The sequence below is a fragment of the Kitasatospora sp. NPDC101108 genome (assembly GCF_055584725.1).
In genome coordinates this window covers 699,302-725,513 of record NZ_JBVJLM010000001.1, presented here as the reverse complement: position 1 = coordinate 725,513, position 26,212 = coordinate 699,302, and the positions used below count along the sequence as shown (strand labels likewise).

Below are 26,212 nucleotides of genomic sequence, written 5' to 3'. Positions count from 1 at the left end.
CGGCGCCGGAGACCGGTGCGCCCGGAGGACGGGGATCCTCCGGGCGCGCGGCCGGGTGGGCTCCGGCGGGGCGGATCAGGCGGCGGGGAGGCTGTTCGCCATGTCCCGGAAGTCGGCGGACGGCCGCATCATCCCGTTGTCACCGACGTTCAGGTTCTCCAGCCAGCCGTTCCGGTACCAGAAGATCGACGAGGTCAGCGGAGCCGGGTCCTTGATCTGGAGCTGTTTCGACAGGTCGATCATGAAGCGGATCGCGTTCAGCGACGAGGCGCTGCGGATCGGTGCCGCGCAGAACGCGTTGCTCGTCGGCAGGGTGACCAGGGAGCCGTACGGCAGTTCCGTTCCGCCCAGGGCGTTCTCCAGGCGCAGGGCCTGGGCGGCGCCGGGCCACGTGCCCATCCCGTTGACGGCGTACAGGACGTCACCGTTCGTGGCGTTGAAGGATTGCCGGTTGAGCCGCTCGGTGGCCAGGTTGGCGAAGGCCCGCTCCCAGAGCTCGGCCCGGTCGATGCCCCACTGGTCGGCGGCGTGCTCGGCTATCGACAGCGCCTCGGTGGCCCCGCCCCGCTTCCCGCCGTTGACGCACAGGACGACCGACAGCTCGTCGTCGATGCGCCGGGCCACGGCGTCGGGGCCCAGGCCCCGGGTCGGGGTGATCAGCAGGCGCAGGCGGTCCCGGACCTCGGCGGCCGGGATCCCGGCCAGGGCCTTGCAGGGGCCGTGCTCGTCACACAGCGGCTTCGGAAGGTTCTTGCGGTTGCCGAACAGTGGCATGGAGGTTCCCCCCGGATCGGTGCAGTGGTGGTCGGACCGAGGACACAGCATCCCACCGGAGTTCGCCGCCGTCCCGGCGATCACCCGATTTTCAGAGTGCGCCCGGACCGGGGAGCGGCGGGGCGGGACGCGGGGGTGGCGCGGGCGCGGGCGCGAAGGCGGGAGCTCGGCCGACCGGCGTTGCGCGGCGGAGCGGTGCTGCCCGGCTGAGATGCTCTGCCGGGTGGAGACGACGGACACCGGGCGGGTCGAGGCGTTCAGCGACGGGGTGTTCGCGATCGCGATCACCCTGCTGGTGCTGGAGATCAAGATCCCGCAGGCCCAGGGCGCGACGGAGCTGTGGCGGGCGCTCGGCGCGCAGTGGCCGTCGTACTTCGCGTACCTGGTGAGCTTCCTGGTGATCGGCGTGGTCTGGGTGAACCACCACACCCTGTTCGCCCACCTCGCTCGGGTCGACCGCACCCTGATGTTCGTCAACCTGCTGCTGCTGATGCTGATCTCGGTGCTGCCGTTCCCGACGGCCGTGGTCGCGCAGAACCTGCGCAACGGCTCGGCCGCGAACGTCGCGGCGGCCGTGTACGGCGTGGTGATGGTCGGCCAGGCGGTGCTGTTCAGCGTGTTCTGGAACTACGCCACCCGCACCGGCCACTGCTTCGACGAGCGGGTGGACGTGCCGGCGGCCCGCGCGGCCCGGTGGCGGTTCGAGGTGGGGCTGGTCGTCTACCCGCTCACCGTGGGCCTGGCCTTCCTGTCCGCCCCGGCGGCCCTCGCCGTGCACGGCCTGCTCGCCGTGTACTACGCCTTCAACCAGGTGAAGGTGCCGCTGCTCGACCGGGGGTGACCAGATGGCGGAAGCACCGGCGCGGGCGGGCCGGTTGTCGTACCGTCCTGGGCCATGGACCACGAATTCGCCACCCGCTTCGCCCAGGCGTGGGCCGCCGACTGGAACTCCCACGACCTGGAGCGCATCCTCGCCCACTACACCGACGACGTCGTCTTCGCCTCGCCCCGGATCGTCGACCTCGTCGGCGACCCGACCGGCGAGGTACGCGGCAAGGAGGCCCTGCGCGTGTACTGGGCCAAGGGCCTGCGGCACCTGCCCGATCTGCACTTCACCGTCGAGGACGTCCGGGCCTCCGTCGACACGATCGTCATCAACTACCGCAACGAGCGCGGCCGGGCCGTCGCCGAGGTGCTCACCTTCCGTGACGGCCTGGTCTGCCGCGGCTTCGGCGCGTACGGGCCGGAGGCCTGAGACACGGCGGAGCGCCCCGGGTGCGGAACCTTCCCGGGGCGCCCGCACACGCGATCAACCCCAGGTGACGTAGCGGTCGTTGAACTCCCCGCCGACGCAGAACCCGCGACGGGTGCGGATGTCGACGGCGACGAAGCCGCCGCCCTCCTCGCACTGCGGGACGGTGACGGGCGGGTCGAGGTGCCGGACGTGCTCGATGGCGAAGGCCGGGACTCCACCCAGCGAGAGCGCGGCGGTGGCCAGGACGGCCACGGCGGTGAGGCGTTTGGCAACGGTCATGCCCCGTCAACGAGGCTGTCCGTACTCGGTCACCGCCGGTCACCTTCCCGGACGCGCCCGCCCGCGTGACGGCGCGGGGGCCGGGCGCGGCGCCGCCGGACGGGTGGAATGCGCGGCGGACGGCGCGCGGCGGCGCTCGGGGGCGCGCCGAGCCGTCCACACTCCCGCCGTATGGCGGACGGCGGCTCCGCCGGTACCGGGGCCGCGCCGCCCGGACGAGGGAGGACCTTGATGCATCGTCACGGCGCAGCCCCGCGGACCGCTCGCGGCCCCGGCCGGACCGTTGCCGGGTTGGGACCGGGGCGGGGGCCGGGGCCGCGGGCCGCCGCGTCGGCGCTGGCGGCCCTGCTGCTGGGCGGCCCGCTGCTCGCCGGGTGCACCTGGGCGGCCGCCACCGATCCGCAGGCCGCCCCCGGCCAGAGCCCCTCGTCGGCCCCGGCCACGGCGCCCCCGGCCCAGCCGGCCCCGCAGCTGACCCAGCAGCAGGTGAACTCCGCCGTGGACCGGATCGACGGCTACGTGCAGGACGCCATGACCAGGACCGGTGTCCCCGGGGTGGCCATCGCCGTCGTCCACCAGGACAAGGTGATCCACGCGAAGGGCTTCGGCGTGCGCCGGCTCGGCGAGCCGGCGCAGGTGGACCTGGACACCGTCTTCCAGCTGGCCTCGGTCTCCAAGCCGATCTCCTCGACCGTGGTCGCCGGGGCGGTCGGCCAGAAGGCGGCGAAGTGGGACGACCCGGTCATCGCCCACGACCCGGGCTTCGCGCTGGGTGATCCGTACGTGACCGCCAACGTGAGCATCGCCGACCTCTTCTCGCACCGCAGCGGCCTGCCGGACCACGCCGGCGACCTGCTGCAGGACCTCGGCTACCAGCGGGACTACATCCTCCAGCACCTGCGCGACCAGCCGCTCTCGCCCTTCCGGGCGAGCTACGCCTACACCAACTACGGCCTGACCGAGGCGGCCGTCGCCGTGGCCAGGGCCAAGGGGGTGGCCTGGGAGGACCTCGCGGCGGACGAGCTGTACAAGCCACTGGGCATGAACTCCACCAGTTCACGGCGCTCCGACTACGACCGGGCGGCGAACAAGGCCGCTGCGCACGTCAGGACCGGCTCCGGCTGGCAGGTCAGCACCACCGAGAACGCGGACTCCCAGTCCCCGGCCGGAGGCGTCAGTTCCACCGTGCAGGACCTCGCCAAGTGGATGCGGCTGCAGCTCGCCGACGGGAAGTTCGACGGCCGCCAGGTGATCGACCCGGCCGCCCTGAACGAGACCCGGGTGCCGCACTACGTCAACAGCCCGCCCAGGGCGCCCGCGGGCACCGCCGGCTTCTACGGCCTGGGCTGGAACGTCAGCACCGACACCCGCGGCCGGCTGCGGCTGAACCACTCCGGCGGCTTCGAACTGGGCGCGGCGACCACGGTCACCCTGCTGCCCTCCGAGCAGCTCGGGATCGTGGTGCTGACCAACGGCCAGCCGACCGGCCTGCCGGAGGCGGTGGCCGAGGAGTTCTTCGACGTCGCCCAGGAGGGCCACGAGACGGTCGACTGGCTGGCCTTCCTCGGCAAGGTCGTCCCCGCGGCCGCCGCCAGCCCGGTCTCGCCGACCGACTACTCCAAGCCCCCGGCCGGCGCCGCCCCGGCCAAACCGAACGCGGCCTACACCGGCACCTACCACAGCGGGTACTACGGACCGCTGACGGTGAGCGAGCAGGGCGGCGGCCTGCTGATGACCGTCGGCCCCGCCAACCTGCAGTACCCGCTGCAGCACTACGACGGCGACGTCTTCAGCTTCCGCAGCGAGGGCGAGAACGCCGTCGGCCTCTCCGGGGTGACCTTCACCGTGGGTGTCGACGGGAAGGCCGGCAAGGTGGTGGTCGAGCAGCTCGACATCGACGGCCTCGGGACGTTCACCCGCAGCTGACCCGGACGGCCGTGAACGAACAGAGGCCCGCGTGAAGTTGTCTGACCAAGTTCGGCCGCTGTTCGCCCGCGCGCCCTTCCCCGGGCCGTGCCGAACCGGTATCTCTGTCCCGCTCGTGGTGCACGGCCACGGCAACCACCTCACGCAACCAACGGGACGAGGTACCCCCCATGCGACTGCGCTGGAGCCCCCTCGGCGGGCTGCTCGCCACCCTCCCGCTCATCGGCGCCCTGGTCGTCGGTGCACCGACCGCCGCGCAGGCGGCGGTCGGCAGCGGCAACCTGATCGTCAACGGTGACGCCGAGGCAGGCGGCTACTGCACCAACGACTGGAGCGCCGCCACCACCGTCCCCGGCTGGACGACCCAGGCCGGCGGCGTCGACGTCATGTGCTCCACGGTCGGCTCCTTCGGCCTGCCGAAGGACGGCAACACGCCCGGCAAGGCCTTCTTCGGGCCGGGCAACTTCGGCGACGGCTCGATGAGCCAGACCGTCGACGTCTCCTCCGCGGCCACCGCGATCGACGGCGGTGGCGTGCACTACAACCTGGCGGGCTGGCTGGGCGGTTGGACCACCTACGGCGGCTACGCCGCGGTCGCCCTGCACTTCCAGGACGCCGGCGGCAGGCCGCTCGGCCCGACCGCCGAGCTGCCGACCGTCTCCGCCACCGACCGCGGCCTGAGCACCGAGTTCCTCTCCCGCACCGCCACCGGGGCCGTCCCGGCCGGGACCAGGTCGATCCAGGTCGAGGTGCAGTTCCTGTCCTCCACGAACGAGACCGGCTACCTGGACAACCTCTCGCTCACCCTCGACACCCCGGTCGCCGCACCCGGGCCGCTGACCCCGCCCGCCTCCCAAGTGCCGGGCTACGACCACGTGTTCACCGTCATGATGGAGAACACCGACTACTCCCAGATCATGAACGACCCGGCGGACACCCCGTACATCCACAGTCTGATGTCCCAGGGCGCCACCCTCACCGACGCCCACGGCGTCTACCACCCCAGCGACGAGAACTACCTCGCCGTCGCGGGCGGCGACACCTACACCAAGGGCGCCACCTACTGGCCCAACATCAACTCCCCGCAGCGCAACCTCGGCGACACCATCGAGGACGCGGGCAAGACCTGGAAGGCCTACGAGCAGGGCATGGGCACGCCCTGCAACACCAACAAGAACAACGACAGCTACTACATGCCCGACGACGCGCCCTTCATCAACTACACCGACATCAGCGGCAATCCGGCCCGCTGCGCGGCCCACCTGTTCGACACCACCCAGCTGACCACCGACCTCAGGTCGGCCGCCACCACGCCGAACTTCTCCTGGATCGCCGCCGACGACTACTACGACGGCGAAGCCTCCGGCAACGGCAGCGCCACCAGCCTGAAGACCCAGGACGGCTGGCTGCAGCAGACCCTCGCCCCGGTGCTGTCCTCCCCGGCCTGGACCCAGCAGCGCTCACTGCTGCTCCTGACCTGGGACGAGAGCCAGAACGAGGGCTACAACCACCTCGCCACCGTCGTCGTCGGCTCCCAGGGCACCGTCCCGGCCGGGACCAGCAGCCCGCTGCACTACGACCACTACGGCATCGGCCGCACCATCGAGTCGGCCCTCGGCCTGCCCGGACTCACCGCCAACGACACCTACGCGACGCCGCTGAACGCCGCCTTCGCGCCGTCCACCGCGACCGCGCCGACGCTGACCGGCGACCTGAACGCGGTGGCGAACGGCGGCAACGTCACCCTGCGCTACGGCGTCCCGAACGCGTCCCGGGCCGGCGCCAAGAACTGGGTCGGCCTCTACCCGGCGGGCGTCACCCCCGGCTCCCGGTCCGCGCTCACCTGGGCCTACACACCCAACCAGAGCGGCGCCGTCACCTTCGCCACCGGCAAGCTCAACGGCGCGGGCCGCTACGACGCGTACTACCTGGCCGACGACGGCTACTCCGTACTGGCCGGGCCGTTCACTCTGACCGTCGGCTGACGGCTGACGGCTGACGGCAGCCGGCAGGGCCCCGCAGACGTGCGGGCCCTTGCCCCGGCGGCGCCGGCGGACCGGCACCACCACCGCCGGGCCCCGGTGAGGGACGTCCCGGCCGCAGGAACAGGCTATTCGGGCTTGCGGGCCACCAGGCAGGCGTGCGGTCTGGTCACCCGACCGCTGGGCGCCTGCTCCAGCCTCGCGGTGACGACGAGTCCGGCCTGCCCATGCGGTCGACCCTAGACCGGAGAACCGACGGGTCGGCTCGGTTCGCGGGAACGGGCTGCGCAAGGCGCTCGCCGGGCAGGTTTCCACCGTTCGGCCCGTACGCCGCCGCCCGCCGCTCGGCCGCGACAGCGGTCGGGTGGCGGTCAGGACGCCTTGCGGCGCGACCGGCCGGCGTGCTCAAGGGCCTCCTGGAGCTCGTCGCGCGTCATCGTGGAGCGGTGCGGGATGTCCAGGTCGGTGGCCCGCTGGTAGAGCTCGGCCTTGGTGAGCTCGGACAACCGCTGCTTGCCGGTGGCGCCGGCGCGCTTCGTGGTCCCGGCCGTGCCGGCCTTGGCGGCGGTGCTCTTCTTGCCGCCGGTCGGCTTGGGGGAGCGGCCGGCGCGGGCAGCCGGGGTTCGGTCGGCACGCCCCTTCCCGGCTGCGTCGGCCGGTTCCTTCTTGCGGGCGGTGTCGAGGCTGCGGCGCAGCGCGTCCATCAGGTCGATGACGTTGGTGGCCTCGGGGGCGGGGCCGGCGGAGACGGCGATCTCGCGGCCGGCGAGCTTGTCCTCGACGAGTTTCCGCACCTGCTCCTCGTAGGTGTCGTGCCACTCGTCGGGCTTCCACTCGACGGCGAGCATGCCGATCAGCTGCTCGGCGGTCCTGACCTCCTGCGGCGTGAGCTCGACCTTCTCCGGCAGGTCGTCGATCTCGCCGCGGGGGTCGCGGACCTCGTCGGCGAAGTGCATGGTGTGCAGTTCCAGCAGCCCGTTCTCCGAGCGCACCGCGGTCAGGTACTCCTTGCCGCGCATCGCGAACATCGCCAGCCCGACCTTGCCCGAGTGCTCCAGCGCCTCGACCAGGAGCGCGTAGACCTTCTGGTACTCCTTGCCGCGGGGGCCTAGGTAGTAGGTGCGGTCGAAGAAGATCGGGTCGACGTCGGCGAGGTCGACGAACCCTGAGATGTCGATGGTGCGGGAGCGGCCGGGGGAGATCCGTTCCAGTTCGTCCGGTTCGACGATCACGTACTCGCCCTCGGTGACCTCGTAGCCCTTGACGATGTCCGCGTACTCGACCTCCTTGCCGGTGCGCTCGTTGACGCGCTTGTTGCGCACCCGGTCGGAGGTGCCGCGCTGCAGCTGGTGGAAGCGCACGTCGTGGGACTGCGTCGCGGTGTAGAGCGCGACCGGCACGGTGACCAGTCCGAAGGTGAGCACTCCGGTCCACATGGGTCGGGCCATGACGGGCTCCCTTCACCCTGCCGCGCCCGCCTTGCGGTGCGCGGGCGGGTCATGACCAGCGTGGCCGGGCGCCCGGCTCCGCGCACGCGGTGGTGGGCCGACGGGCGCCGCCGCCCTGCTGGGCCCCGCTCGGAGGCGAAGCGACGACGCCCTACCGGGCGCCTGGCCAGCGGCGGCCCGCCCAAACCCCGCAGCCCTGCCGATGAGCCGCGCGCGTCAGGTGGCCCGGCCGCTGCGGCCTCCGCGGCCTCCGCGGTCGTTCGTCTCCAGCTGCCGTAGCCGGTCGGCGGCCCGGTGGGCGCTCTCGCGCGACCGGGCGGCTTGTTCCTGGGCCGCGCCGACGGCGTCCTCGGCGGCGCGCAGCTGTTCGTCGGCCCGCGTGAGCTCCTCGCGGGCGCGGGCTTCGCGCTCCCCGGCTCGGGCGAGTGCGTCCCGGGCCCGTTCGGCCTCGTCCCGGGCCTGCTCGGCCTCGTTCCGGGCCCGTTCGGCCTCGTCCTGCGCCTGCCGCCGGGCCGACCGGGCGCCGCGCAGAGCCTGCTCGGCTTCGCCGACGCGCCCGACGGCCTGCCGCTCCTCCTGCTTCGCGGCGGCCGCCGCCTGCCAGGCCCGGGCCAGTTCCCGTTCCTGCTCCCGCTCCCGCTCCTGCTCCCGTTCCCGCTTGTGGTGACGTTGCCGCTCCGCCCCGGCCGTCGGGCGTCCGCGTTCAGCACGTTCAGCACGCTCAGCAGGAGGTGCCTTCGCCGGGCCCGCGCCCGTACCGGCTCCGACGGTGTCCGCCCGTCCCGTGGGCTCCGGTTCGTCGGCAGCGGCTCCCGGCCACGGCGGCGGCTCCAGCGCGGTGGTGAGTCGGCCCTCGGCCAGTGCCCGGGCCGCGTTTGGGTCGGCGAGGGCGGCGGACAGGGTCCGGTCCAGATCGGCGACCGCGTCCGCGCCGAGCGGGTGGCCGGCTGCCGAGGCCTCCTGGCGCGCCTGCTCGGTGAGCGCCCGCACCAACCGGCGGCGCTGGTCGGTGAGGGCGCGCAGCTGTTCGCCGACGAGGTGTTCCTGGGCGGTCCGCAGCGCCTCCCCGAGATCCAGGAGTTGCTCGACCAACTGGTGGTGGCGGTGGGCGAGGAGGTTGGCGGACCATGCGGCCAGGGTCGGTCGGTGCAGGGCGCGGATCCGCTTCGCGAGCTGCGGGTCGGCCTTCTTCAGCCCGTCGGCTCGCTCGTTGCGCGCCGCGGTGAACTCGGACGGGGCGAGGACGTAGAGGGCGTCGGCGATCGCGTCGAAATCGGGGCTGGCCACGTCTTCGGACTCTACGGCCGGCCGGGCCGGCGGGCACGAGGGCTGACGGCACGCCATCGGTCATCCGGCACGGTCGGCGAGTGCGCGCAGTTCGTCGCCGTAGGCGGGCCAGGTCTCGCGGGTGAGGAAGTGGCCGGCGCCCGGCATGATCACCGCCCTGCTCGCCGCCGCCCCGCCCGTCGAACCCGCCGGCGACCGGTTCGACGCCGTCCTCGGCCGCGTCCTGGGCTGATCCGCCGGCCGGCCCAGCGCGCGCCCGGCCGCAGGGCGGCTCCCGGCGCCGGGACCCGGGTCCTCGCCGCGATGCGCGAGAGTCCGGGATGCCGACCGGCAGGACCGGCGGGCCCGACGAGGTGGCGGCAAATCCGCTGGACGGCGTCGGGATACTGCCGACATGGCCGTCACCCGACAGCTCGCCCGAGTCCCGGCGGAGTACCTCGCCGCCTGCCGTCGGTCCGCCGAGGAATCACCGGACGGGGACCACCGCTGGGATCCGCCGTCCGCGGACTGCCTCGATCTCGACTGGGCGCCCTTCATGCTGGAGCGCGCCTGCGAACTGGCCCGACTTGACGCCGTCCACCTGGGGGCGCTCAAGCGGGCGACCGATGGCGATCACGGCATCGATCTGGACTTCCTCAATGCGGGCCCGCACGCGATCGCCTTCTTCGGCAACTCCCCCGCGACGGCCCTCTGCCCGGACGCAGTCGTCCAGGTGTCGGTGATGCTCGGAGCGATCGACCTGGAAGGGATCCTCCGGTCGGTCCTGGGCAGTGGCGCGGGATCCGAGCTCGGCCACGGCTTCATCGGTGACCCGACGGAGTACCTGCTGGGCCACTTCGGTGCGCTGCGTGACTTCTACGCGCAGGCGGCCCGGAGGCGCCTTCTCGTCGTGCTGTGGTCGGACTGAGCCGAGCCGCGGCCTCCCCGCCCGGTGGCGACTCGTCACGCAAAGTGCCGAGGAGTCGCGGACAGCCCGTGGCTCCGGCCGGCTGCCCGGTCTGTGGGATCCCAGCCGATCGCCTCGCCGGCCAGCGCGAGGACGGCCTGGTCGAAGCAGGGTTCGCCGGGCAGGGGGGCCACCTCGGTGTCGCAGAACACGACCGGGACGCCGCGTCGTTCGGCGTGTTCGGCGACGACGTCGACGGCGGCGGCCTTGAGCTCGGCCAGGTACAACTCCGCCTTCACATCAGCGAGTTCGGCTCGCAGTCGGTTCCGGTCGGCGAGGGCGTTCGTGGCGTGGACGACCCGGGCGCCGTACCTCGTCCGCAGGTGGTCGACCATCCCGGGCAGGACGTGCGGCGCGGCGGTGGTGAAGAACGCGACGCGACGTCCCGACACGTCCGCGACCGGCCGGGGGCGCAGTGCGACGGCGATCAGCGGTACGTCCCGGATCCGCCGGACGGCCGCGCGCATGGCGCTGATGTCGAGCTGCGGATCGGCGAGGGTGAGCACGGCCAGGTCGGAGACCAGCAGCCGGTACGCGCCCAGGTAGCCGAAGACCCGGTCGGGATCCTGGCCGGCCCCGATGACGAGGATCCGCCGACGCGCCTCCACCGGCGGCAGGACGGTCCCGCTGCCCTCGAACAGGACGAGATCGGGCGAGAGCTCGGCCGCGGTCTCGGCCGCCGCCGCGACGTTCGAGGCGAACGGAGCTGACGCGAAGCCGCCGCCGCAGCGCCGGGCCCCGACGGTGGGCACCCCGGTGAACACCGCGTCCTCGATGTAGTCGGAGGCGGCGTGCCGACCGGAGCGGGAGAGTTCCAGCAGGTCGGCGAGGTCCGGCGGGTCGGTCACCACCTCCGGTTCGGCCGGTCCGCCGCGGCCCATGGCGACGACCACGACCTTCCACCGCTCGGCCAGCAGGCGTGCGGTGTGTCCGCTGACGGCGGTCTTGCCGATCCGCTTGCCCGTGCCCGCGATGCTGAGGGACGGCAGTGCGAACGGCGCCAGCCGCGGGGGCTCGAAGCAGAAGTCCGCTCCCGCGTACGGAACTCCGCAGGCCATCGCCTGTGCCGCGTACGCCATCCGCTCCGGGCCGCCGACCACCGGTTCGTCCGACAGGTCGAGGACGAAGTCGGCCGCGCAGGCGGACACGGCCTCCGTGAGGCTCCCGGTCAGCAGCGGTACTCCGAAGTCCGGCGCCTCCCGCAGCTTCTCCGTCCCGCCGACGAGCAGCGCACCTGCCACCCGGCAGGGCAACGCGCGCAGGGTTTCCCGGACCACCTCCGGGTAGTGCTCCCCGTCGACGACGGCGAGGGCCCGCCCTGCCACCAGCCGTGACGGCAGTCTGTCGATCATGTGCTCTCCCGGGGATTCGCTGTTCCTCGTTCGGAGCCGGACGCGGGATCGGACGCGGAGTGCGTCGCGCGGCCGCTCTGCTCGCATGCATACCAATGGGTCCGCGAGCCAGGGCCGTGACAGGCGGTTTCAACACGAATGGTGGACGCGGCCGGGACCGAGTTCCGGCCGAACCCGCTCCGGCTGTTAGGAACCGCGCGCTCCGGGCACCCGCTTCGGCGGACCCGGGGACTTCTCGACGAGGAGGAGGCGGTATGGACGGGGGTGACGGACGTGCGACGAGCGGTCTGCCGAGTCCGCGCGGACCGCTGTCGGCAGCGGTGCTCGGGCTGGTGACCGCCGGGCCGCCGGGTGCCGGGCGGCTGCTCACACCGGCCGTCCCACTCTCCGATCCGTGGGGTGAGGACCACCAGCTGGCGCTGTACCTGTGCTACGAGCTGCACGACCGGGGCCTGCCCGGAGTGCACCCCGGCTGGGAGTGGGAACCCGAACTGCTCGCCCTGCGCCGGGAGTTGGAGCGCCCCTTCCTCGCGGCGGTGCGTGCCGAGGTCGGGCCGGTGCCGCCGCTGGCCGAGGTGCAGGAACAGCTGCTGACCGAGCCGGTCGAGGGCACCGGTCCGTCGTACTTCCTGCTGGGGCAAGGCGAGCGCCGCCACGCCCGGGAGTACCTGGTGCACCGGTCCGTCTACCACCTCAAGGAGGCGGACCCCCAGTTGTGGGCGCTGCCGAGGGTGCACGGGCCCGCGCAGGCGGTGCTGATGTCGATCGCCTACGACGAGTACGGTGCCGGGCGCCCGGAACGGGCCCACGCCTCGCTGTTCGCCCGGATGATGGCCGCCTTCGGCCTCGACCCCCGCTACGGGCACTACCTGGACCTGATCCCCGCACCGGCGCTGGCGATGGTCAACCTGATGATGCTGTTCGGCCTGCACCGGGCGCTGCGGTACGCGGCCGTCGGGCACTTCGCCGCCGTCGAGATCACCTCCTCGCCCGGTTCGGCCCGGCTGGCCACCGCCCTGGAGCGGCTGGGCGGCGGACCGGACGGCGTGCTGTTCTACCGCGAGCATGTCGAGGCGGACGCCGTCCACGAGCAGCTGGTGCGCCGCGGGGTGATCGGGGAGATCGTGGACGCCGAGCCCGAGGCCGCAGCGGACATCGCCTTCGGCATCGCCGCCGCCGACGCCGTGGACCGGCGCCTGGGCGACCACCTGGTCGACTGCTGGCAGCAGGGGCGGACGTCCCTGCGCTCACCCCTCCCCGGAGACGGGCTGCTCCCCGCCACCGCCCCGCTCCGAACCGGCGGGACCGCCCCGCTCTGAACCGGCGCGCCCCGGAGAGCCTCGCGGGGGTCCGCCGTGCCGCCGGTGGCTGGTGTCGCAGAACGGGTACGTCCGGCTCCGCCGACAGGCGCACAGCGCCACCACGGGGCGCTCGGACACCCGGCGCGAGCCGTCCGGCAGGACGACCTCCACCGGTCCCTCGACCAGCATCGGGCCGCCCGGCACGATCGTCACCCGCGTCACGCGGTCGGCGCTCCCGGACCGAGCGCTCCCGGGCTCAGCGCTCCCGGATCGAGCGCTCCCGGATCGAGCGCTCCCGGATCGAGCGCTCCCGGACTCAGCGCTCCCGGACACCGCGCACCACCACCAGCTCCTCCTCGCGCTCGCCCGGCCGGATCAGCCCCTGCTGCTCGAACAGGGCGGCGCGGGCCGACAGCACCGGTCCGAAGGGCTGCCGCCGCCGCGCCGCCACGTCCGCACGCAGCCCCGCCCGGCGCAGGGCCGCCAGGGTGGCCGGGACGTCCGCGAGCGCGGACTGCACCACCAGCAGGACACCGCCCGCGGACAGTACGCGGGGGGCCGTACGGCAGATCCGGTCCAGGACCAGCCGCCCGTCCGCCCCGGCGTCCCAGGCCAGCGCGGCGCCGCGCCCGGGGGCGCGGAGGCCGGAGGCGGTGGGGACGTACGGGGGATTGGCGGTGACCAGGTCGAAGCGCCGGCCGGTCACCGGGACCAGCAGGTCGCCGCGCCGCAGCCGGATCCGCCGACGGTGCAGCCGGGTGTTGCACCAGGCGGTGAGGACCGCCCGGGCGGACAGGTCCACCGCGGTGACCCGGGCGCCGCTGCGCGCGGCCACCAGCGCGACCGCGCCCGTCCCGGTGCACAGGTCGAGCACCCGGCTGGAGCCGTCGAGCGGCTCCCGGCGCACGCAGTCGGCCAGCAGTTCGGTGTCCCCCTGGGGCGGATAGACGCCCGGCGGTCGGATCAACAGCATGCGTAGCGGCTGCCCGGGAAGCCGCCGTCCACACGCGCCCCGCCCCGCCGCATCGTGCCCGCCCACCGCACACTCACTGTGCGCGCACGATCACCACCGGGCAGGTCGCGTGCTGCGCGCAGCGGGTGCTCACCGAGCCGAGCAGCGCCCTGGTGAAGCCGCCGCGCCCGTGGCTGCCCACGACCAGCAGCTCGGCGCCCTTGGACGCCTCCAGCAGGGCGTCGGAGGCGTCGCCCATGATCATGGTCCGGCGGACCTGCACCGGGCAGTCCGTGCCGAGCACCTCGGCCAGCTCGTCGGCGAACTTCCGTTCGGCGAGCTCCTGGTCAAAGGTGGCGTCGACCACCGGCGCCGACCAGCCGAAGTGGCTCGGCGGTTCCCACGCCCCCACCGCGTCCACCACGCCGCCGATCATCCCGGCGTGCCGGACCGCCCAGCGCAGCGCGGCGTGCGACGGCTGAGAGCCGTCGACGCCGACCACGACACGGGGGAGGGAGTCGTTCGCGTCCATCGGTACCGTCCTGGGGGGTGGTGGCCATCGGTCCTCCCCACCACGGTGCGGACCGTCGGCCGTCACCGCCAGTACGGCCCGGCACCCGGGTGACGTCCACGGAGGATCCGGGCGCAGCGGAGGGCCGGGCTCACCCCTCGGCCTACCGCAGCCGGGCGGTCTCGACGTCGTTGAGGTGCTGCTCCGCCCGGGCCCGTACCGCCGCCGCCGGCGCGTCCGGGGGGTGCGGCCCGCGACCGCCCGCCGCGACCGGGCGCGGCGGGCGGTGACTCCTCCGGGCAGGCCGGTGGGGCCGCAGCCGGGCTGCGGCCCCACGCGGGGTTCGGGGTCGTCAGGAGGCGTTGAGGGCGGTGTCGTCGAGGACGAAGCTGGTCTGCAGGGAGGAGTCCTCCGTGCCGGTGAACTTGATGGTCACCGACTTGCCGGCGAAGGCCGACAGGTCGTAGGTGTGCAGGGTGTAGCCGTTGGCCGCGTTCACGTTGGAGAAGGTGGCCAGGGTGGTGGAGTTGGCCTGGACGGTGAGCTTGTCGTAGGCCGTGCTGCCGGTCTCCGCGGTGTCGACGTGCAGCCAGAAGGAGAGGCTGGCCTTGCAGCCGGCCGGGACGGTGACGGTCTGGCTCAGGGTGTCGGTGTGGGTGCTGCCGTAGCCGTCGAGCCAGGCCTTCCAGCTGCCGGAGTGGGCGGCCTCGCTGGAGGAGTTGTCGATGACACCGGTGCTCGCGGTCCAGGGTGAGGCGGTGCCGGTCTCGAAGCCGGGGTTGCCGAGCAGCTGGCCGGTGCAGGTGCCGCCGCCGGAGCCGGCGATGGTCCAGGTGAAGGAGGCGGAGCCGGAGGCGCCGGTGGTGTCCTTGGCGGTGACCGTGACGTTGTTGCTGCCCGCGGTGGTCGGGGTGCCGGAGATCAGGCCGGAGGAGGAGTTGATCGACAGTCCGGCGGGCAGGCCGGTGGCCGAGTAGGTCAGGCTCTGGCCGGAGGCCGAGTCACTGGCGTGGATCTGCAGGCTGGTGGCGGTGCCGACGGTGCCGCTCTGGCTGCCGGGGCCGGTGACCGTGACGGTGTTGCCGCCGCTGCTGCCGCCGGCCGTGAAGGCGGTCAGGCCGTTGGGGGTGCCGAGGCCGGTCGGGCCGTCGTAGCCGGCGCCCGCGGTGCACAGGTAGCTCGGGGAGCAGGTGCCGTTGGCGCCGCTGGTCACGTCGTTGAGCGCGTTGGGGTGCGCGTACGGGTACTTGGCGGGGACGTCGCCCGCGCCCGGGGTGCCGGCGTCGGCGTAGACCGCGGCGATGATGGGCGAGGAGGCGCTCGTGCCGCCGTAGACGGACCAGCCGCTGGCGCCGTACGTCTGGTAGACCGCCACGCCGGTGGCCGGGTCGGCGACGGCCGAGACGTCCGCGATGGTGCGCCGGGCGCAGCCGCTGTCGGTCTGCCAGCTGGGCTTGGGGTCGTAGGCGGAGCAGCCGGAGCCGGCGCCGTTGCCGCCGGAGCTGGAGCCCCAGACGCTCTCGCTCCAGCCGCGGGCGCTGGAGTCGCGGGTCAGCGAGGTGCCGCCGACGGCGATGACGTACTGGGAGCCGGCCGGGTACTGGGCGCCGTAGCCGGAGTCGCCCGAGGAGGCGGTGATGGCCACGCCCGGGTGGTTGAAGTACTGGCTGTCCGAGGAGGTGTCGGTGGAGTCCTCGGCGCCGCCGTAGCTGTTGGAGACGAACCTGGCGCCCTGGGCGACGGCCTGGTTGACCGAGGCGCCGAGGTCGGCCATGGTCGCGGAGTTGGCCTCGACCAGCAGGATGTGGGCGTTCGGGGCGATGGCGGAGACCATGTCGAGGTCGAGGGAGATCTCGCCCGCCCAACCGGTGTCGGAGGTCGGGTAGTTGCTGCCGCCGTTCTGGTCGATCTTCTTGAAGCACCCGTTGGCCGTGGTGCACGCGGGCTGCCCGTACTGCGTGCGGTACGTCGCCAGGTCGGACTCGGCGTTGGGGTCGTCCATCGCGTCGACGATGGCGATGGTCTGCCCGGCGCCGCCGTTGGCCGAGAGGCCGTAGGCGCTCTGCAGGTCGCCCGGGCCGAAGCCGGACGGCGTCGCGTCCGGCGAGACCGCGGCGAGCGAGAACGCGTGCGGCTGGACGACGTCGGTGCGCTGCAGGGCGTCGCAGGCCATCTGGTGACGGTCGGTCGGCTTGGCGCACGCGTGCCTGACGCCGGCCGCGGACGCGCCGGAGCTGCCGTGCGCGGTGGCGGCGCTCGCGGCGGGTGCCGCGACGGCGAGGCCGGCGGCCACCACGGCGCCGACCGCGAGGGCCGCGGTGGTGGCACGGAGGCCGCCGGGCCGCAGGGTGGAGCGGAGGAAGGTGTGCAACGGAGCCCTCCCAAGTGGGGGTCGGGCCCTGGGCGTGCGTGCGACGCCGCTGGTGGCGGCAGTCGGGGCAGGCCCGGGGTAGAGGGGGAGACGCGCACGTGCAGACGGCGGCCCTGGCGTACGGCGGGGCGTGGAGCGTCGGCCCGTGGGGGACGGGGCGTCCGGCCGTGCGAGATGTGATCAGGGCATGCCAAAGGAGTGGTGCCGGGCCTGCGCGGCCTCAGCGCTAGGAAGGTAGCCAAGCCCGCAGCGGCGAACAAGGCCGATGTCCACGCCATGACCGAGGCTTGACCGGGCGGAATGTCGCCACTGGCGCCGTACCGCCGCCGGCCCCGCTGAGCGGCGGTTCACGTTGCACACGGAACGGCCGAGGCCCGTGGGGGCCTCGGCCGTTGCGGCCGGTCCGGCGCGGGGGCCGGACGGCGGGCGGGCGGTCGTGGACGAACGCCGCCGGCGGGTGGCGGCCGCTACAGGGCGCAGCAGCCGTCGCGGCGCAGGGCCTGGCCGACGGCGTACCAGTCCTCGGCCGGGCCCGACGGCTGGGCGGCGAGCGGAGCCCGGACGCGGGCGCCGACCACGTCCGCGCGCCGGTAGATGACGCCGTCCCGCATCACCCAGGAGGTCCGTGCCAGGTCGGCGAAGTCGTGGAACGGGTCCCCGTCGACCACCGTCAGGTCGGCGAGCTTGCCCGCCTCCACCGTGCCGAGGTCGTCGGCCAGCCCGAACAGCCGGGTCGGGGTCACCGTCGCCGTGCGCAGTGCCTGGGCGGGGGTCACGCCCGCGTACCGGACCAGGGCGCGCAGCCCGAGGTGCAGCTGGAGGCCGACGGGGGTGAGCGGGGAGTCGGTGCCCAGGGCCAGGGCGCCGCCGTCCTCGATGATCTTCCGGTAGACGCCCATCTCCCTCCGGACCGCGCGGCGCTGCTCCGGGGTGGCCGGCGTCTGCGCCTGGTGCTGCACGCCGGCGGCGTCCCAGAGCGGCATCAGGGCCGTCACCCGGGCGTCCTCGGCCAGCGAGGGGTCGTCGCCGAGCAGGTAGAACGCGGAGAACGGGGTGACGACGATCGCGAACGCCCCGCCGCGGTAGATCTCGTGGACGTCCTGGTAGGCCTGCCCGGTCGGCGAGACCACCCGGCCGTACTCCTGCCGCTGGGTGGCCGACAGGTGGGTGGTGAGGTCCTGCCCCACCTGCACCCCGGGGGTCAGCAGGTGGCTGCCCGCGGGCACCCCGAGGCGCTCGTGGGCCGTCCGGGCGGCCTCCGCCATGATCCAGGCGGGCGCCCGCACATAGGTCTTGACGAAGTCGTAGTCCAGCGCGACGGCGCGCTCCAGGCTGCGCCGCACCCCGTCGGCGGTGCGGTGGGCGCGGCCCATGCTGTACGCGACCCGGCTGCCGTCGAGCAGTTCGCCGGTGGTCAGGAACCGCGGGCCGTCCATCACCCGGGCGTCGACCGACTCGCGGATGCGCGCCTGCTCGTAGGCGAAGCCGCCCAGCGACGCGGTGCCGGTGACCCCGTAGGCGAGCAGCAGACGGGACTCACGGCCGCCGTAGGTGTTCTGGTACGGGTGGGTGTGGGAGTCCCACAGGCCCGGCAGGACGGTGCAGCCGGTGGCGTCGACCAGCCGCTCCCCGGCCCGGCGGGCGCCGGAGCGGTGCGGTTCGACGGCGGTGACGCGGTTGCCGGTGACGACGATGTCGACGTCCTCGCGGACGGTGTCGCCGGTGCCGTCCCACAGCCGGGCGGCGTGGATGCGGGTGACGTCGGAGCGCGGCGGCAGGGCGCGGGCGGTGCGCAGCGGCACGGCGACGGTGCGCCGGTCGCCGCCGTCGCGGCCGGTCAACTGCAGCTTGCCGTCCGCGAGATGGAGCAGCCGGGCGGAGTCGCCGGACCAGGACGGGTGGTCGGCCGCGTTGTCGGTGATCCGCCGGGCCTCGCCGGTCGGCGTGCCGTCCGGGGCGACCGGCAGCACCCACAGCGCGGAGTCCACGACCAGCGCCAGCCAGCGGCCGTCGGGCGACCAGACCGGTCCGCTGTCGCAGCGGTCGGCGACCGAGGTGTCCGGCAGCGGCAGGAAGGACTTCGAGGAGCCGTCCCGGGTGTCGATCACCCGGATGACGTTGTAGCCCTCGCGGAAGCGGTGGTTGAGGCGGTTGCGGTCGCAGAGCGCGAGGTAGCGGCCGTCGGGAGACCAACTGGGCCTGCCGGGAAGGCCGTTGCCGCCGAGCGGCGTCGCGAGGCGGTGCTCGGCGCCGGTGGCGGGGTCGACCAGGAGGAGGTTGCCCAGGACGTCCTGGCAGGCCAGCCGGGTGCCGTCCGGGGAGAGCGCCGGGTTGAACCGGCCGCCCCGGGCGAGGACGGTGTCGCTGCCGCCGTCCAGGGTCAGGCGGTGCACGGCGCCCAGGCCGTCCCCGTCGGCGTCGCCGTCGTGGACGTACAGCACGCTGCGGCCGTCCCGGCTCCAGGACGGCATCTGCACGTAGTGGGCGGGGGCGGCCTGGAACAGCTTGCGCGGCTGCCCGCCGATCGGCAGCAGCCACAGGGCGTTGAGCGCGCAGAAGACCACCGAGCGACCGTCCGGGGAGAGCGCGGGCAGGTGGATGCCGCGCACGTCCCGCTCGGCGGTGGAGTCGAAGTCGCGCGCCTTGCGCCGGTACCGGAGCCTCGGCACCTCCTGCCGCGCGCTGAACGGGACCTCCTTGGCGGTGGCCAGGTCGGGGGAGCGGTCGGTGATCCGGCCGTCCGCGAAGTAGACGATGCCGCCCTCGGGCGTCCAGCAGGGCGGCAGCGGGGAGACGTCCTCGTCGCCCGAGACCACGGTGCCGTCGACGGCCAGCGAGGCGCTCGCCGCCAGGTAGGAGGTGGCGGCGGAGGAGTCGCCGATCCACACGTACGCCAGCCGGCCGTCCCGGGCGACCACCGGGCAGGTCACGGTGCCGCTGTCCACGGTGCGTTCGACCCGTACCGGGCCGCCGGCGGCCGGCACGGAGGCGATGGTCCGGGCGCCGGAGGCGTCCGCGCGGACGAAGACGACCCGCTCGCCGTCGGGGTGCCAGGACGGGTCGTGGTCCTCGACGTCCGGCCGGTCGGTCAGCCTGGTCAGCCGGCCGGTGGCGAGCTCCACCGTCCACACGTCGTACGAGCTGCCGGACACCGCGTCGCCCGCGCGCTCGGAGGAGAAGGCGAGGTGGCGCCCGTCCGGGGACCAGGACACCCCGCGGTCGTCCCACGCGCCACTGGTCACCTGGCGCAGGTTCGAGCCGTCGGGCGCCATGGTCCACAGGTGGAAGCCGCCGTCCCGGTAGGCGCAGAAGGCCACGGTCGAGCCGTCCGGGGACCACGCCGGGCGGGTGGGCTCCAGCCCGGGGGAGGTCAGCGCGGTCGCCGTTCCGCCGCGCCGGGACAGCGCCCACAGGATGCCCTGGACCTCGACGACCATCCGCTCGCCGTCGGGGGAGAGGGCCACGGCCGCGTTGGTGCCGGCCGTGAACTCCAGCACCCTCGACGGCCGGGCGTCCGGGGCGTCCGCGTCCGCGGCTGCGGCCGTGGCCGTGGCCGTCGCGGCGGCCGGTCCGAGCGCCGCACCGGCGCCGGCCAGCGCGGCCACCCCGATGAAACCGCGCCGGCTCAACTCCCTTGCGCTCAACTCCCGTGCGCTGAACTCCTGCTGGTTGGGTTTCCGCTCGTTCCCGTCCCGGAGAGACGACACACCCGCTCCCTTCCCGCCACCATGGACCTCGTGGTTCTCGACATGTCCATTGTCATCGGGTGTGGCGACGGGAACGGCGCGTTTCGGCCTTCGAGACGTCAAACTGCCGGTGCACGAAGCGAATTCAGTCCGACGGGCGCTCGCGGACCGGTGTGTCGGCCTCGTCGAGGAGGAGCTCCAGCAGAGGCAGGGCCGCCTCCAGCGCGCGGCACTGCTCGGGGCTGAGGCGGGTGCTGCGCCTGGCCAGCAGGGCGGTGCGCTCGCGGCGGATCCGGGCGAGGGTGTCCCGGCCGTGCGGGGTGGGGGCGAGCAGCTGGGAGCGGCCGTCCTGCGGGTCGGGGGTCTTGGCGATCAGGCCGTCGGCGACGAGCGGGGCGACCGTACGGACCATGGACGGGACGGCCACGCCCTCGCGCGCGGCGAGTTCGCCGAGCCGCAGCGGGCCGTGCTGCTCCACCCGGGCCAGGGCGGAGAGCTGGGCGGAGGTGAGGTCCTGGTCGCCCGAGGCGCGGACCAGCTGGCGGTTCAGCCGACCGATCGCCAGCCGGAGCCGGACCACCGCCTCGGCGGAGAGTCCGCCGCCGTCCGCGCTCACGGCCCGTGCTCCTTCGTCGCCCCGGTGCCCCGGTCGGGCGTGCTGGCGGCCGCTTCGGCCGCGGTCCGGGGCCGGCCGCGGACCAGCGAGGCGGCCGCGGCGACCAGGGACATCGCGATGGCCAGCCAGAACACCACGACCAGGCCGTCGTGGAAGGGCCCCGAGATCAGCTGGGGGAAGAACTCCCGGCCGGTCAGCGTCCTGGCGTGGTCCGGCGGTAGCTGTCCGAGCACCTGCGGCCCCAACAGCTGCTGCACGGGGTTGTAGCCGAGGAACGCGGCGAACAGGGTGCCCACCGGCGGCAGCGAGGCGATGGTGCGCGCGTCGGCGGCGGGAACACCCTGGGCGGTCAGCCCGGCGGTGAGGGTGTGCGGCAGCGAGCCGGCCAGCCCGGCGACCATCAGCGAGAAGAAAACCCCGATCGACAGCACCATCCCGGCGTTCTGGAATGTGGCCCGCATGCCGGAGGCGGCGCCACGGGCCGCGGCCGGCACGCTCGACATGATCAGCGAGGTGTTGGGGGCGGCGAACAGGCCGCCGCCCAGGCCGTTGAGGAAGACCAGGAGCGCGAACCACGGGTAGCCGAAGTCGGTGGGCAGCAGGAGCAGCCCGGCGAAGGAGGCGGCCATCACCACCAGCCCGCCGGCGGCGAACAGCCGGGCCCCGGCGCGGTCCGAGAGGTAGCCGGAGACCGGTCCGGCGGCCAGGAAGCCGACGGTCAGCGGCACGAGGTAGATGCCCGCCCACAGCGGGGTGTCGGCGTAGTCGTAGCCGTGCAGCGGGAGCCAGATGCCCTGGAGCCAGATGATCAGCATGAACTGCAGCCCGCCGCGGGCGATCGAGCCCAGCAGGGTGGCCGCGTTCCCGCCGGTGAAGACCGGGTCGCGGAAGAGCGAGAGCGGGAACATCGGCTCGGCGGTCCTGGCCTCGACCAGGCAGAACACGGCCAGCAGCGCGACCCCGCCGAACAGCCCGGCCAGCACCCAGGGGTTGGCCCAGCCCATGGTGCGGCCGCCGTACGGCTGGATGCCGTAGGTGATCGCGGCGAGCAGGGCGGTCAGGCCCACGCCGAAGGTGACGTTGCCCCACCAGTCGATCCGGGCGGGCCTGCGCACCCCGGTCTCGCGCAGCGAGCGGTAGGCCCAGACGGTGCCGAGGACGCCGATCGGCACGTTGACCCAGAAGATCGAGCGCCAGTTCCACTCGGCCAGCAGCCCGCCCAGGACCAGGCCGATGAACGACCCGGCGATGCCCGCGACGATGTTGACCCCGAGCGCCGTGCCGCGCTGCCGGGCCGGGAAGGCGTCGGTGATGATCGCCGCCGAGTTGGCCATCAGCATCGAGCCGCCGACCGCCTGCACCACCCGCCAGCCGATCAGCCACAGCGCCCCCGGCCCGCCGTGCAGCGGATCGAGGGAGAGGGCCACCGAGGTGAGGGTGAAGATCAGGAAGCCCGCGTTGTAGATCCGCACCCGGCCGTGGATGTCGCCCAGTCGGCCGAGGGTGACCACCAGGACGGCGGTGACCAGCATGTAGCCCATCAGCATCCACAGCAGGTAACCGACGTTGCCGGGCTGCAGCGGATCCAGGCCGATGCCGTTGAAGATCGCGGGCAGCGAGATCAGCACGATCGAGGCGTTGACGGTGGCGATCAGCGTACCGAGCGTGGTGTTGGACAGCGCCACCCACTTGTACCGGGGGTGGTCCCCCTCCACTCCGGTACGGGCCGGGCGCCGTCCGGTCCTGCCCCCGCCGGAGAGTCGTGTCGCCACCGCTGCCTCCTGTTGGCCCGGGCGGGCCCCGGGGAGAGTCCTGAGCCCGGCCGCCGGATCGGAGTGGGAATGTCGATAGCTTCCGCCAACTAACGGTAGTCCCGGCGGCCGTTCGGGCGACAGACCCCGGCGGCCCCCCGGTTGAGGGCCAGGACCATGCGGGTACGTCCCCTGGCATGTCCGACGAGAAGCACCGCGCCGTGGCCGAGGCGATCCTCCCGCTGGTCGGCGGCGCCGCCAACATCCGCTCGGTCGCCCACTGCATGACCCGGCTCCGGCTGGGCCTGGCGGACCGCACGCTGGTCGACCGGGAGGCGCTCGGGGCGCTGCCCGCCGTCCTGGGCACGGTCGAGGACGACACCTACCAGATCGTCCTCGGCCCCGGCGCCGTCGCCGGGGTCACCGCGCAGCTGCGGCGACTGCTGGACTCCGGCGGCGGTTCCGGCCCGGCGGCCGCCGCCCCCACCGCCGAGGACCTCGCCGGGCGCGGCGCCCGGATCCGGGCGGAGGCCCGGGTGCGCAACGCGACCCCGGTGAAGCGGATGCTGCGCCGGATCGCGAACGTCTTCGTCCCGCTGATCCCCGCCCTGATCGGCTGCGGGATCGTCGCCGCCCTCGCCGGGGCGCTCGCCAACCTCGGCTGGGCCCCGGGCCTGGTCACCGCCCTCGGACCGGTCTCCTCCGGGTTCATGTCGCTGCTCGCCGTCTTCGTCGGCCACAACACGGCGAAGGAGTTCGGCGGCACCCCCGTACTGGGCGGGGCCGTCGCCAGTGTGATCGTCTACGCGGGGGTCGCCAAGGTGGAGGCGTTCGGCCACCACCTCACCCCCGGGCAGGGCGGCGTGGTCGGGGCGCTGCTCGCCGCGCTGCTCGCCGTCCGGCTGGAGCGGTGGACCCGGCGGATCGTGCCCGACGCGCTGGACGTCCTGGTCACCCCCACGGTCACCGTGCTGTTCGGCGGGCTGGCCGCGCTGTTCGGCCTGATGTTCGTCGCCGGGGAGGTCTCCACCGCCATCGGCCACGCCGCCACCTGGCTGCTCGCCCACGGCGGGCTGCTCGCCGGGCTGGTGCTCGGCGGCCTCTTCCTGCCGCTGGTGATGCTCGGGCTGCACCAGGCGCTCATCCCGATCCACACCACCCTGATCCAGCAGCAGGGCTCCACCGTCCTGCTGCCGATCCTCGCGATGGCCGGGGCCGGGCAGGTCGGCTGCGCCGCGGCCGTCTACCTGCGGCTGCGGCGCAACGCCTCCGTCCGGGCGACCATCAGGTCGGCGCTGCCGGCCGGACTGCTCGGCGTCGGCGAGCCGCTGGTCTACGGGGTCACCCTGCCGCTGGGCCGCCCGTTCGTCACGGCCTGCGTGGGCGGCGCCGCCGGCGGCGCCTTCGTCGGGGTGGCCGGCCAGCTCGGCAGCGCGGTCGGCTCGACGGCCGTCGGACCGTCCGGCTGGGCCCTGTTCCCGCTGCTGGCCGGCCCGCACGGGATGGCCGCGAGCGCCGCCGTCTACGGCGGCGGGTTGTTGACCGGGTACCTGGTGGGCTTCCTGGCCACGTACTTCTTCGGTTTCACCCGGGAGACGCTCGCCGAGTACGACGCCGCCGCCGTGGAACCCGGGCCCGCTCCCGCCCTCGCGGCCGAGCGGCCCGACGCGCTGGGTTGACGGTGCTCGGCGGCGTGGTCGCCGATCCGCGGTGGGCCGTTCGGGGTGTGCCCCCGCGTGATCTGCGCAGGGCCTCAACGCGAGGACGCCCCGGGCGGCGGGAGCGCTGACGTCATGCCACGGCGGCGGCCGCCGTCTCCACGCCGCGGGCGGTGACCAGGTGCACGGCTCCGTCCGCCAGCTGGTAGGACAGGCCCACCACGGCGGCACTGCCCGCTTCGACCGCGTGGGCCAGGGCGCGCGAGCGCTCCATCAGCAGGTCGACCGTGTGCCGGACGTGCTCGGCGATGAAGTCCGCGTCCTCGACGCGCCCGGCCGCGCGGGCAGCCAGCACGCTGGGCGTGACCCGCTCGACCACGTCGCGCACGTACCCGCGCACCGTGGTGCCGTCCGAGACAGCGGCCTTGGCCGCGGCCACCGCCCCGCAGGCATCGTGGCCCAGCACCACGACCAGAGGGCAGCCGAGGACACTGATCCCGTACTCGATGCTGCCCAGCGATTCCGGGCCGACCACGTGACCGGCGTTGCGCACCACGAACAGGTCGCCCAGCCCGCGGTCGAAGATGATCTCCGCGGCGAGGCGGGAGTCCGAGCAGCCGAACAGCACCGCGAACGGCGCCTGCGCGGGCGCGATCTCACTGCGGCGGGCGGCGTCCTGGTTCGGATGCTCGACGGTTCCGGTGACGAACCGCTGGTTGCCGGCCAGCAGTGTCTCGAACGCTTCCTGGGGCGTGGGGGGCTGCGTCACAGTCATGGCCGCAGGCTACTGTCCCCACCCGGTCACCGCCCGGAACGGGCACCCTTCCGGGTGCGACCACCCGGGACGACCGTCACCGCCGACCTGTGTGTGTCGGTCCGTGCAGGCGCGGTGCGTCAGCGCGAGGCGAGGCGTGCGGTCGGCATCAACCCGGAGATCCGCGCCGCGTCCGACACCGAGATGCCCCCGGACTACCCGGCCGCCGCCATGGGCTTCCTGGCCGGCGGCGGCGACGAGTACCAGCACGACTGACCGGCCGTCAGCGCCGGCTGCCGGCCGGACCCGGGCAGAGCTGCGGAAGTCCGGTTCAGGTCGCGGTGGCTTCCAACGCCGTTTCACGCCAGGGGCGTTGCCGCCGCTCGATGAGCTGCTGGACGGAGCGGGGGAGGGCGAGCCGCGCTGCCCGGCGGTGCCGTCCGCCGCTCGTGAAGGCTGAGTTCGGAGTGGCGATTCGTTACCTCCGCGTGACATCCGCGCCTGACCGGCGGGTCTACCTTTGTCGACGCTCGGCCAACTCCACACCCTCACAAGGGAGTAGCCATGCCCGAAGCACGTCGGCGCAGCCTCGCCGTGTCCACCGCCCTGCTGACCCTCCTGGGCACCGCCGCACCGGCCGTCGCCGCCACCGCCCCCGCCGTCGTGCAGGCCCCGCTCGCCCACCGCGGCGGCGGGCTGCTGCGCAGCACCAGCGGCAACTGGGCCGGATACGCCGCCACCGGCGGAAAGTTCACCAGCGTCAAGGCCAGCTGGGTCCAGCCGTCCGTGTCCTGCAACGGCACCGACACCTGGTCCAGCTTCTGGGCCGGTCTCGACGGCGACGGCAGCAACTCCGTCGAGCAGACCGGCACCGAGGCCGACTGCTCCGGCGGCTCCCCGGTGTACTCCGCCTGGTACGAGATGTACCCGCAGTACCCGTCCAACTTCAGCAGCCCCGTACGGCCGGGGGACCACTTCACCGCGAGCGTCACCACCAACGGCAGCGGCTCCTTCACCCTCACCCTCTCCGACACCACGGCCGGTTGGAGCCACACCGTCAACAAGTCCCTCAAGAGCGCCGCCCTGGCCTCCGCCGAGGTGATCGCCGAGGCCCCCTCCAGCTCCTCGGGGGTGCTGCCGCTCGCCAACTTCCGCACGGTCTCCTTCACCGGCTCCACCGTCAACGGCCAGCCCCTGGGCGGCTTCAGCCCGGACGCCATCACCATGGCCTCCGGGAGCACCACCAAGGCCACCACCTCCGGGCTGAGCGGCGGCAGCGCCTTCTCGGTGACCTGGAAGCACAGCTGACGCAACGTCGGGCGGGGTCGCGCCATGGGCGCTGCCCCGCCCGCCGTGCGGGCGG

The 26,212-nt window shown here is 73.9% G+C and carries 22 protein-coding genes; 9 read left to right on the top strand and 13 right to left on the bottom strand.

What is annotated here, in order from left to right:
• Nucleotides 1-75 precede the first annotated feature (75 nt).
• Complete coding sequence (locus tag ACZ6Z8_RS03210; protein ID WP_465605793.1) at nucleotides 76-774, bottom strand: hypothetical protein; 699 nt, start codon at nucleotides 772-774, stop codon at nucleotides 76-78.
• Nucleotides 775-997: 223 nt separating this feature from the next.
• Here ACZ6Z8_RS03210 and ACZ6Z8_RS03205 point away from each other — a divergent pair, with 223 nt between their 5' ends.
• Both ACZ6Z8_RS03205 and ACZ6Z8_RS03200 read left to right on the top strand, forming a co-directional pair.
• Entirely contained in the window at nucleotides 998-1,615 is a 618-nt protein-coding gene (locus ACZ6Z8_RS03205) for a TMEM175 family protein (RefSeq protein ID WP_465605791.1), read from the top strand.
• Nucleotides 1,616-1,669: 54 nt separating this feature from the next.
• Nucleotides 1,670-2,029, top strand: coding sequence for a nuclear transport factor 2 family protein (locus ACZ6Z8_RS03200; RefSeq protein WP_465605789.1), 360 nt, complete (start codon nucleotides 1,670-1,672; stop codon nucleotides 2,027-2,029).
• A 54-nt stretch (nucleotides 2,030-2,083) separates the two neighbouring features.
• Here the strand turns inward: ACZ6Z8_RS03200 and ACZ6Z8_RS03195 are convergent, their stop codons facing one another.
• Nucleotides 2,084-2,308, bottom strand: coding sequence for a hypothetical protein (locus ACZ6Z8_RS03195; protein ID WP_465605787.1), 225 nt, complete (start codon nucleotides 2,306-2,308; stop codon nucleotides 2,084-2,086).
• Between the two features lie 231 nt (nucleotides 2,309-2,539).
• On the opposite strand from ACZ6Z8_RS03195, the gene ACZ6Z8_RS03190 reads away from it, so the two are divergent.
• Together ACZ6Z8_RS03190 and ACZ6Z8_RS03185 are read left to right on the top strand one after the other, a co-directional pair.
• Nucleotides 2,540-4,234, top strand: coding sequence for a serine hydrolase (locus tag ACZ6Z8_RS03190; protein ID WP_465605785.1), 1,695 nt, complete (start codon nucleotides 2,540-2,542; stop codon nucleotides 4,232-4,234).
• 170 nt (nucleotides 4,235-4,404) lie between these two features.
• Nucleotides 4,405-6,219 carry an alkaline phosphatase family protein gene (locus ACZ6Z8_RS03185; protein WP_465605783.1) on the top strand — a complete coding sequence of 605 codons (1,815 nt, stop codon included), beginning with the start codon at nucleotides 4,405-4,407 and terminating at the stop codon, nucleotides 6,217-6,219.
• Between the two features lie 368 nt (nucleotides 6,220-6,587).
• Here ACZ6Z8_RS03185 and ku read toward each other — a convergent pair whose 3' ends face one another.
• Both ku and ACZ6Z8_RS03175 read right to left on the bottom strand, forming a co-directional pair.
• Nucleotides 6,588-7,664, bottom strand: a complete 1,077-nt coding sequence (gene ku / locus ACZ6Z8_RS03180; protein ID WP_465605781.1) for a non-homologous end joining protein Ku — start codon at nucleotides 7,662-7,664, stop codon at nucleotides 6,588-6,590.
• Between the two features lie 216 nt (nucleotides 7,665-7,880).
• Entirely contained in the window at nucleotides 7,881-8,951 is a 1,071-nt protein-coding gene (locus ACZ6Z8_RS03175) for a hypothetical protein (protein ID WP_465605779.1), read from the bottom strand.
• 394 nt (nucleotides 8,952-9,345) lie between these two features.
• On the opposite strand from ACZ6Z8_RS03175, the gene ACZ6Z8_RS03170 reads away from it, so the two are divergent.
• Nucleotides 9,346-9,858 carry a DUF1877 domain-containing protein gene (locus ACZ6Z8_RS03170; protein ID WP_465605777.1) on the top strand — a complete coding sequence of 171 codons (513 nt, stop codon included), beginning with the start codon at nucleotides 9,346-9,348 and terminating at the stop codon, nucleotides 9,856-9,858.
• 35 nt (nucleotides 9,859-9,893) lie between these two features.
• Here the strand turns inward: ACZ6Z8_RS03170 and ACZ6Z8_RS03165 are convergent, their stop codons facing one another.
• Entirely contained in the window at nucleotides 9,894-11,249 is a 1,356-nt protein-coding gene (locus ACZ6Z8_RS03165) for a hypothetical protein (protein ID WP_465605775.1), read from the bottom strand.
• A 254-nt stretch (nucleotides 11,250-11,503) separates the two neighbouring features.
• Here ACZ6Z8_RS03165 and ACZ6Z8_RS03160 point away from each other — a divergent pair, with 254 nt between their 5' ends.
• Nucleotides 11,504-12,568 (top strand): iron-containing redox enzyme family protein, encoded by a 1,065-nt coding sequence (locus ACZ6Z8_RS03160; RefSeq protein WP_465605773.1) that lies wholly within the window; start codon nucleotides 11,504-11,506, stop codon nucleotides 12,566-12,568.
• Here the strand turns inward: ACZ6Z8_RS03160 and ACZ6Z8_RS03155 are convergent.
• The 7 genes from ACZ6Z8_RS03155 to ACZ6Z8_RS03125 form a co-directional block, all read right to left on the bottom strand.
• Nucleotides 12,497-12,739: a CDGSH iron-sulfur domain-containing protein gene (locus ACZ6Z8_RS03155; RefSeq protein ID WP_465606325.1), complete on the bottom strand. Its 243-nt coding sequence runs from the start codon at nucleotides 12,737-12,739 to the stop codon at nucleotides 12,497-12,499. The genes ACZ6Z8_RS03160 and ACZ6Z8_RS03155 overlap by 72 nt on opposite strands.
• Nucleotides 12,740-12,866: 127 nt before the next feature.
• The gene (locus tag ACZ6Z8_RS03150; protein WP_465605771.1) at nucleotides 12,867-13,523 is read right to left on the bottom strand and encodes a HemK2/MTQ2 family protein methyltransferase; all 657 of its coding nucleotides are present in this window, start codon (nucleotides 13,521-13,523) and stop codon (nucleotides 12,867-12,869) included.
• Nucleotides 13,524-13,596: 73 nt separating this feature from the next.
• Nucleotides 13,597-14,034 carry a universal stress protein gene (locus tag ACZ6Z8_RS03145; protein ID WP_465605769.1) on the bottom strand — a complete coding sequence of 146 codons (438 nt, stop codon included), beginning with the start codon at nucleotides 14,032-14,034 and terminating at the stop codon, nucleotides 13,597-13,599.
• Nucleotides 14,035-14,365: 331 nt separating this feature from the next.
• Complete coding sequence (locus tag ACZ6Z8_RS03140) at nucleotides 14,366-16,186, bottom strand: putative Ig domain-containing protein (RefSeq protein WP_465606323.1); 1,821 nt, start codon at nucleotides 16,184-16,186, stop codon at nucleotides 14,366-14,368.
• Nucleotides 16,187-16,851: 665 nt separating this feature from the next.
• Complete coding sequence (locus ACZ6Z8_RS03135; RefSeq protein ID WP_465605767.1) at nucleotides 16,852-20,091, bottom strand: amidohydrolase family protein; 3,240 nt, start codon at nucleotides 20,089-20,091, stop codon at nucleotides 16,852-16,854.
• 124 nt (nucleotides 20,092-20,215) lie between these two features.
• Nucleotides 20,216-20,686: a MarR family winged helix-turn-helix transcriptional regulator gene (locus ACZ6Z8_RS03130; protein ID WP_465605765.1), complete on the bottom strand. Its 471-nt coding sequence runs from the start codon at nucleotides 20,684-20,686 to the stop codon at nucleotides 20,216-20,218.
• Nucleotides 20,683-22,458, bottom strand: a complete 1,776-nt coding sequence (locus tag ACZ6Z8_RS03125) for an MFS transporter (protein ID WP_465605763.1) — start codon at nucleotides 22,456-22,458, stop codon at nucleotides 20,683-20,685. The genes ACZ6Z8_RS03130 and ACZ6Z8_RS03125 overlap by 4 nt, the downstream gene beginning before the upstream one ends.
• 176 nt (nucleotides 22,459-22,634) lie before the next feature.
• On the opposite strand from ACZ6Z8_RS03125, the gene ACZ6Z8_RS03120 reads away from it, so the two are divergent.
• Nucleotides 22,635-24,116, top strand: coding sequence for a PTS transporter subunit EIIC (locus ACZ6Z8_RS03120; RefSeq protein WP_465605761.1), 1,482 nt, complete (start codon nucleotides 22,635-22,637; stop codon nucleotides 24,114-24,116).
• Nucleotides 24,117-24,228: 112 nt separating this feature from the next.
• On the opposite strand, the gene ACZ6Z8_RS03115 is transcribed toward ACZ6Z8_RS03120, so the two are convergent.
• On the bottom strand, nucleotides 24,229-24,870 hold the full coding sequence (locus ACZ6Z8_RS03115; RefSeq protein WP_465605759.1) for a carbonic anhydrase: 642 nt from the start codon (nucleotides 24,868-24,870) through the stop codon (nucleotides 24,229-24,231).
• A gap of 114 nt (nucleotides 24,871-24,984) precedes the next feature.
• On the opposite strand from ACZ6Z8_RS03115, the gene ACZ6Z8_RS03110 reads away from it, so the two are divergent.
• Together ACZ6Z8_RS03110 and ACZ6Z8_RS03105 are read left to right on the top strand one after the other, a co-directional pair.
• The gene (locus ACZ6Z8_RS03110) at nucleotides 24,985-25,125 is read left to right on the top strand and encodes a hypothetical protein (RefSeq protein ID WP_465605757.1); all 141 of its coding nucleotides are present in this window, start codon (nucleotides 24,985-24,987) and stop codon (nucleotides 25,123-25,125) included.
• A 288-nt stretch (nucleotides 25,126-25,413) separates the two neighbouring features.
• Nucleotides 25,414-26,157 (top strand): G1 family glutamic endopeptidase, encoded by a 744-nt coding sequence (locus ACZ6Z8_RS03105; RefSeq protein WP_465605755.1) that lies wholly within the window; start codon nucleotides 25,414-25,416, stop codon nucleotides 26,155-26,157.
• Nucleotides 26,158-26,212: the final 55 nt, after the last annotated feature.

Coding starts and splice junctions, on each gene's coding strand:
- ACZ6Z8_RS03140 (WP_465606323.1), bottom strand. CDS start 16,186: ATGGCCTGCGACGCCCTGCAGCGCACCGACGTCGTCCAGCCGCACGCG.
- ACZ6Z8_RS03150 (WP_465605771.1), bottom strand. CDS start 13,523: ATGCTGTTGATCCGACCGCCGGGCGTCTATCCGCCCCAGGGGGACACC.
- ACZ6Z8_RS03115 (WP_465605759.1), bottom strand. CDS start 24,870: ATGACTGTGACGCAGCCCCCCACGCCCCAGGAAGCGTTCGAGACACTG.
- ACZ6Z8_RS03195 (WP_465605787.1), bottom strand. CDS start 2,308: ATGACCGTTGCCAAACGCCTCACCGCCGTGGCCGTCCTGGCCACCGCC.
- ACZ6Z8_RS03145 (WP_465605769.1), bottom strand. CDS start 14,034: ATGGACGCGAACGACTCCCTCCCCCGTGTCGTGGTCGGCGTCGACGGC.
- ACZ6Z8_RS03190 (WP_465605785.1), top strand. CDS start 2,540: ATGCATCGTCACGGCGCAGCCCCGCGGACCGCTCGCGGCCCCGGCCGG.
- ACZ6Z8_RS03200 (WP_465605789.1), top strand. CDS start 1,670: ATGGACCACGAATTCGCCACCCGCTTCGCCCAGGCGTGGGCCGCCGAC.
- ACZ6Z8_RS03185 (WP_465605783.1), top strand. CDS start 4,405: ATGCGACTGCGCTGGAGCCCCCTCGGCGGGCTGCTCGCCACCCTCCCG.
- ACZ6Z8_RS03160 (WP_465605773.1), top strand. CDS start 11,504: ATGGACGGGGGTGACGGACGTGCGACGAGCGGTCTGCCGAGTCCGCGC.
- ACZ6Z8_RS03105 (WP_465605755.1), top strand. CDS start 25,414: ATGCCCGAAGCACGTCGGCGCAGCCTCGCCGTGTCCACCGCCCTGCTG.
- ACZ6Z8_RS03120 (WP_465605761.1), top strand. CDS start 22,635: ATGTCCGACGAGAAGCACCGCGCCGTGGCCGAGGCGATCCTCCCGCTG.
- ACZ6Z8_RS03165 (WP_465605775.1), bottom strand. CDS start 11,249: ATGATCGACAGACTGCCGTCACGGCTGGTGGCAGGGCGGGCCCTCGCC.
- ACZ6Z8_RS03155 (WP_465606325.1), bottom strand. CDS start 12,739: ATGCTGGTCGAGGGACCGGTGGAGGTCGTCCTGCCGGACGGCTCGCGC.
- ACZ6Z8_RS03210 (WP_465605793.1), bottom strand. CDS start 774: ATGCCACTGTTCGGCAACCGCAAGAACCTTCCGAAGCCGCTGTGTGAC.
- ku (WP_465605781.1), bottom strand. CDS start 7,664: ATGGCCCGACCCATGTGGACCGGAGTGCTCACCTTCGGACTGGTCACC.
- ACZ6Z8_RS03170 (WP_465605777.1), top strand. CDS start 9,346: ATGGCCGTCACCCGACAGCTCGCCCGAGTCCCGGCGGAGTACCTCGCC.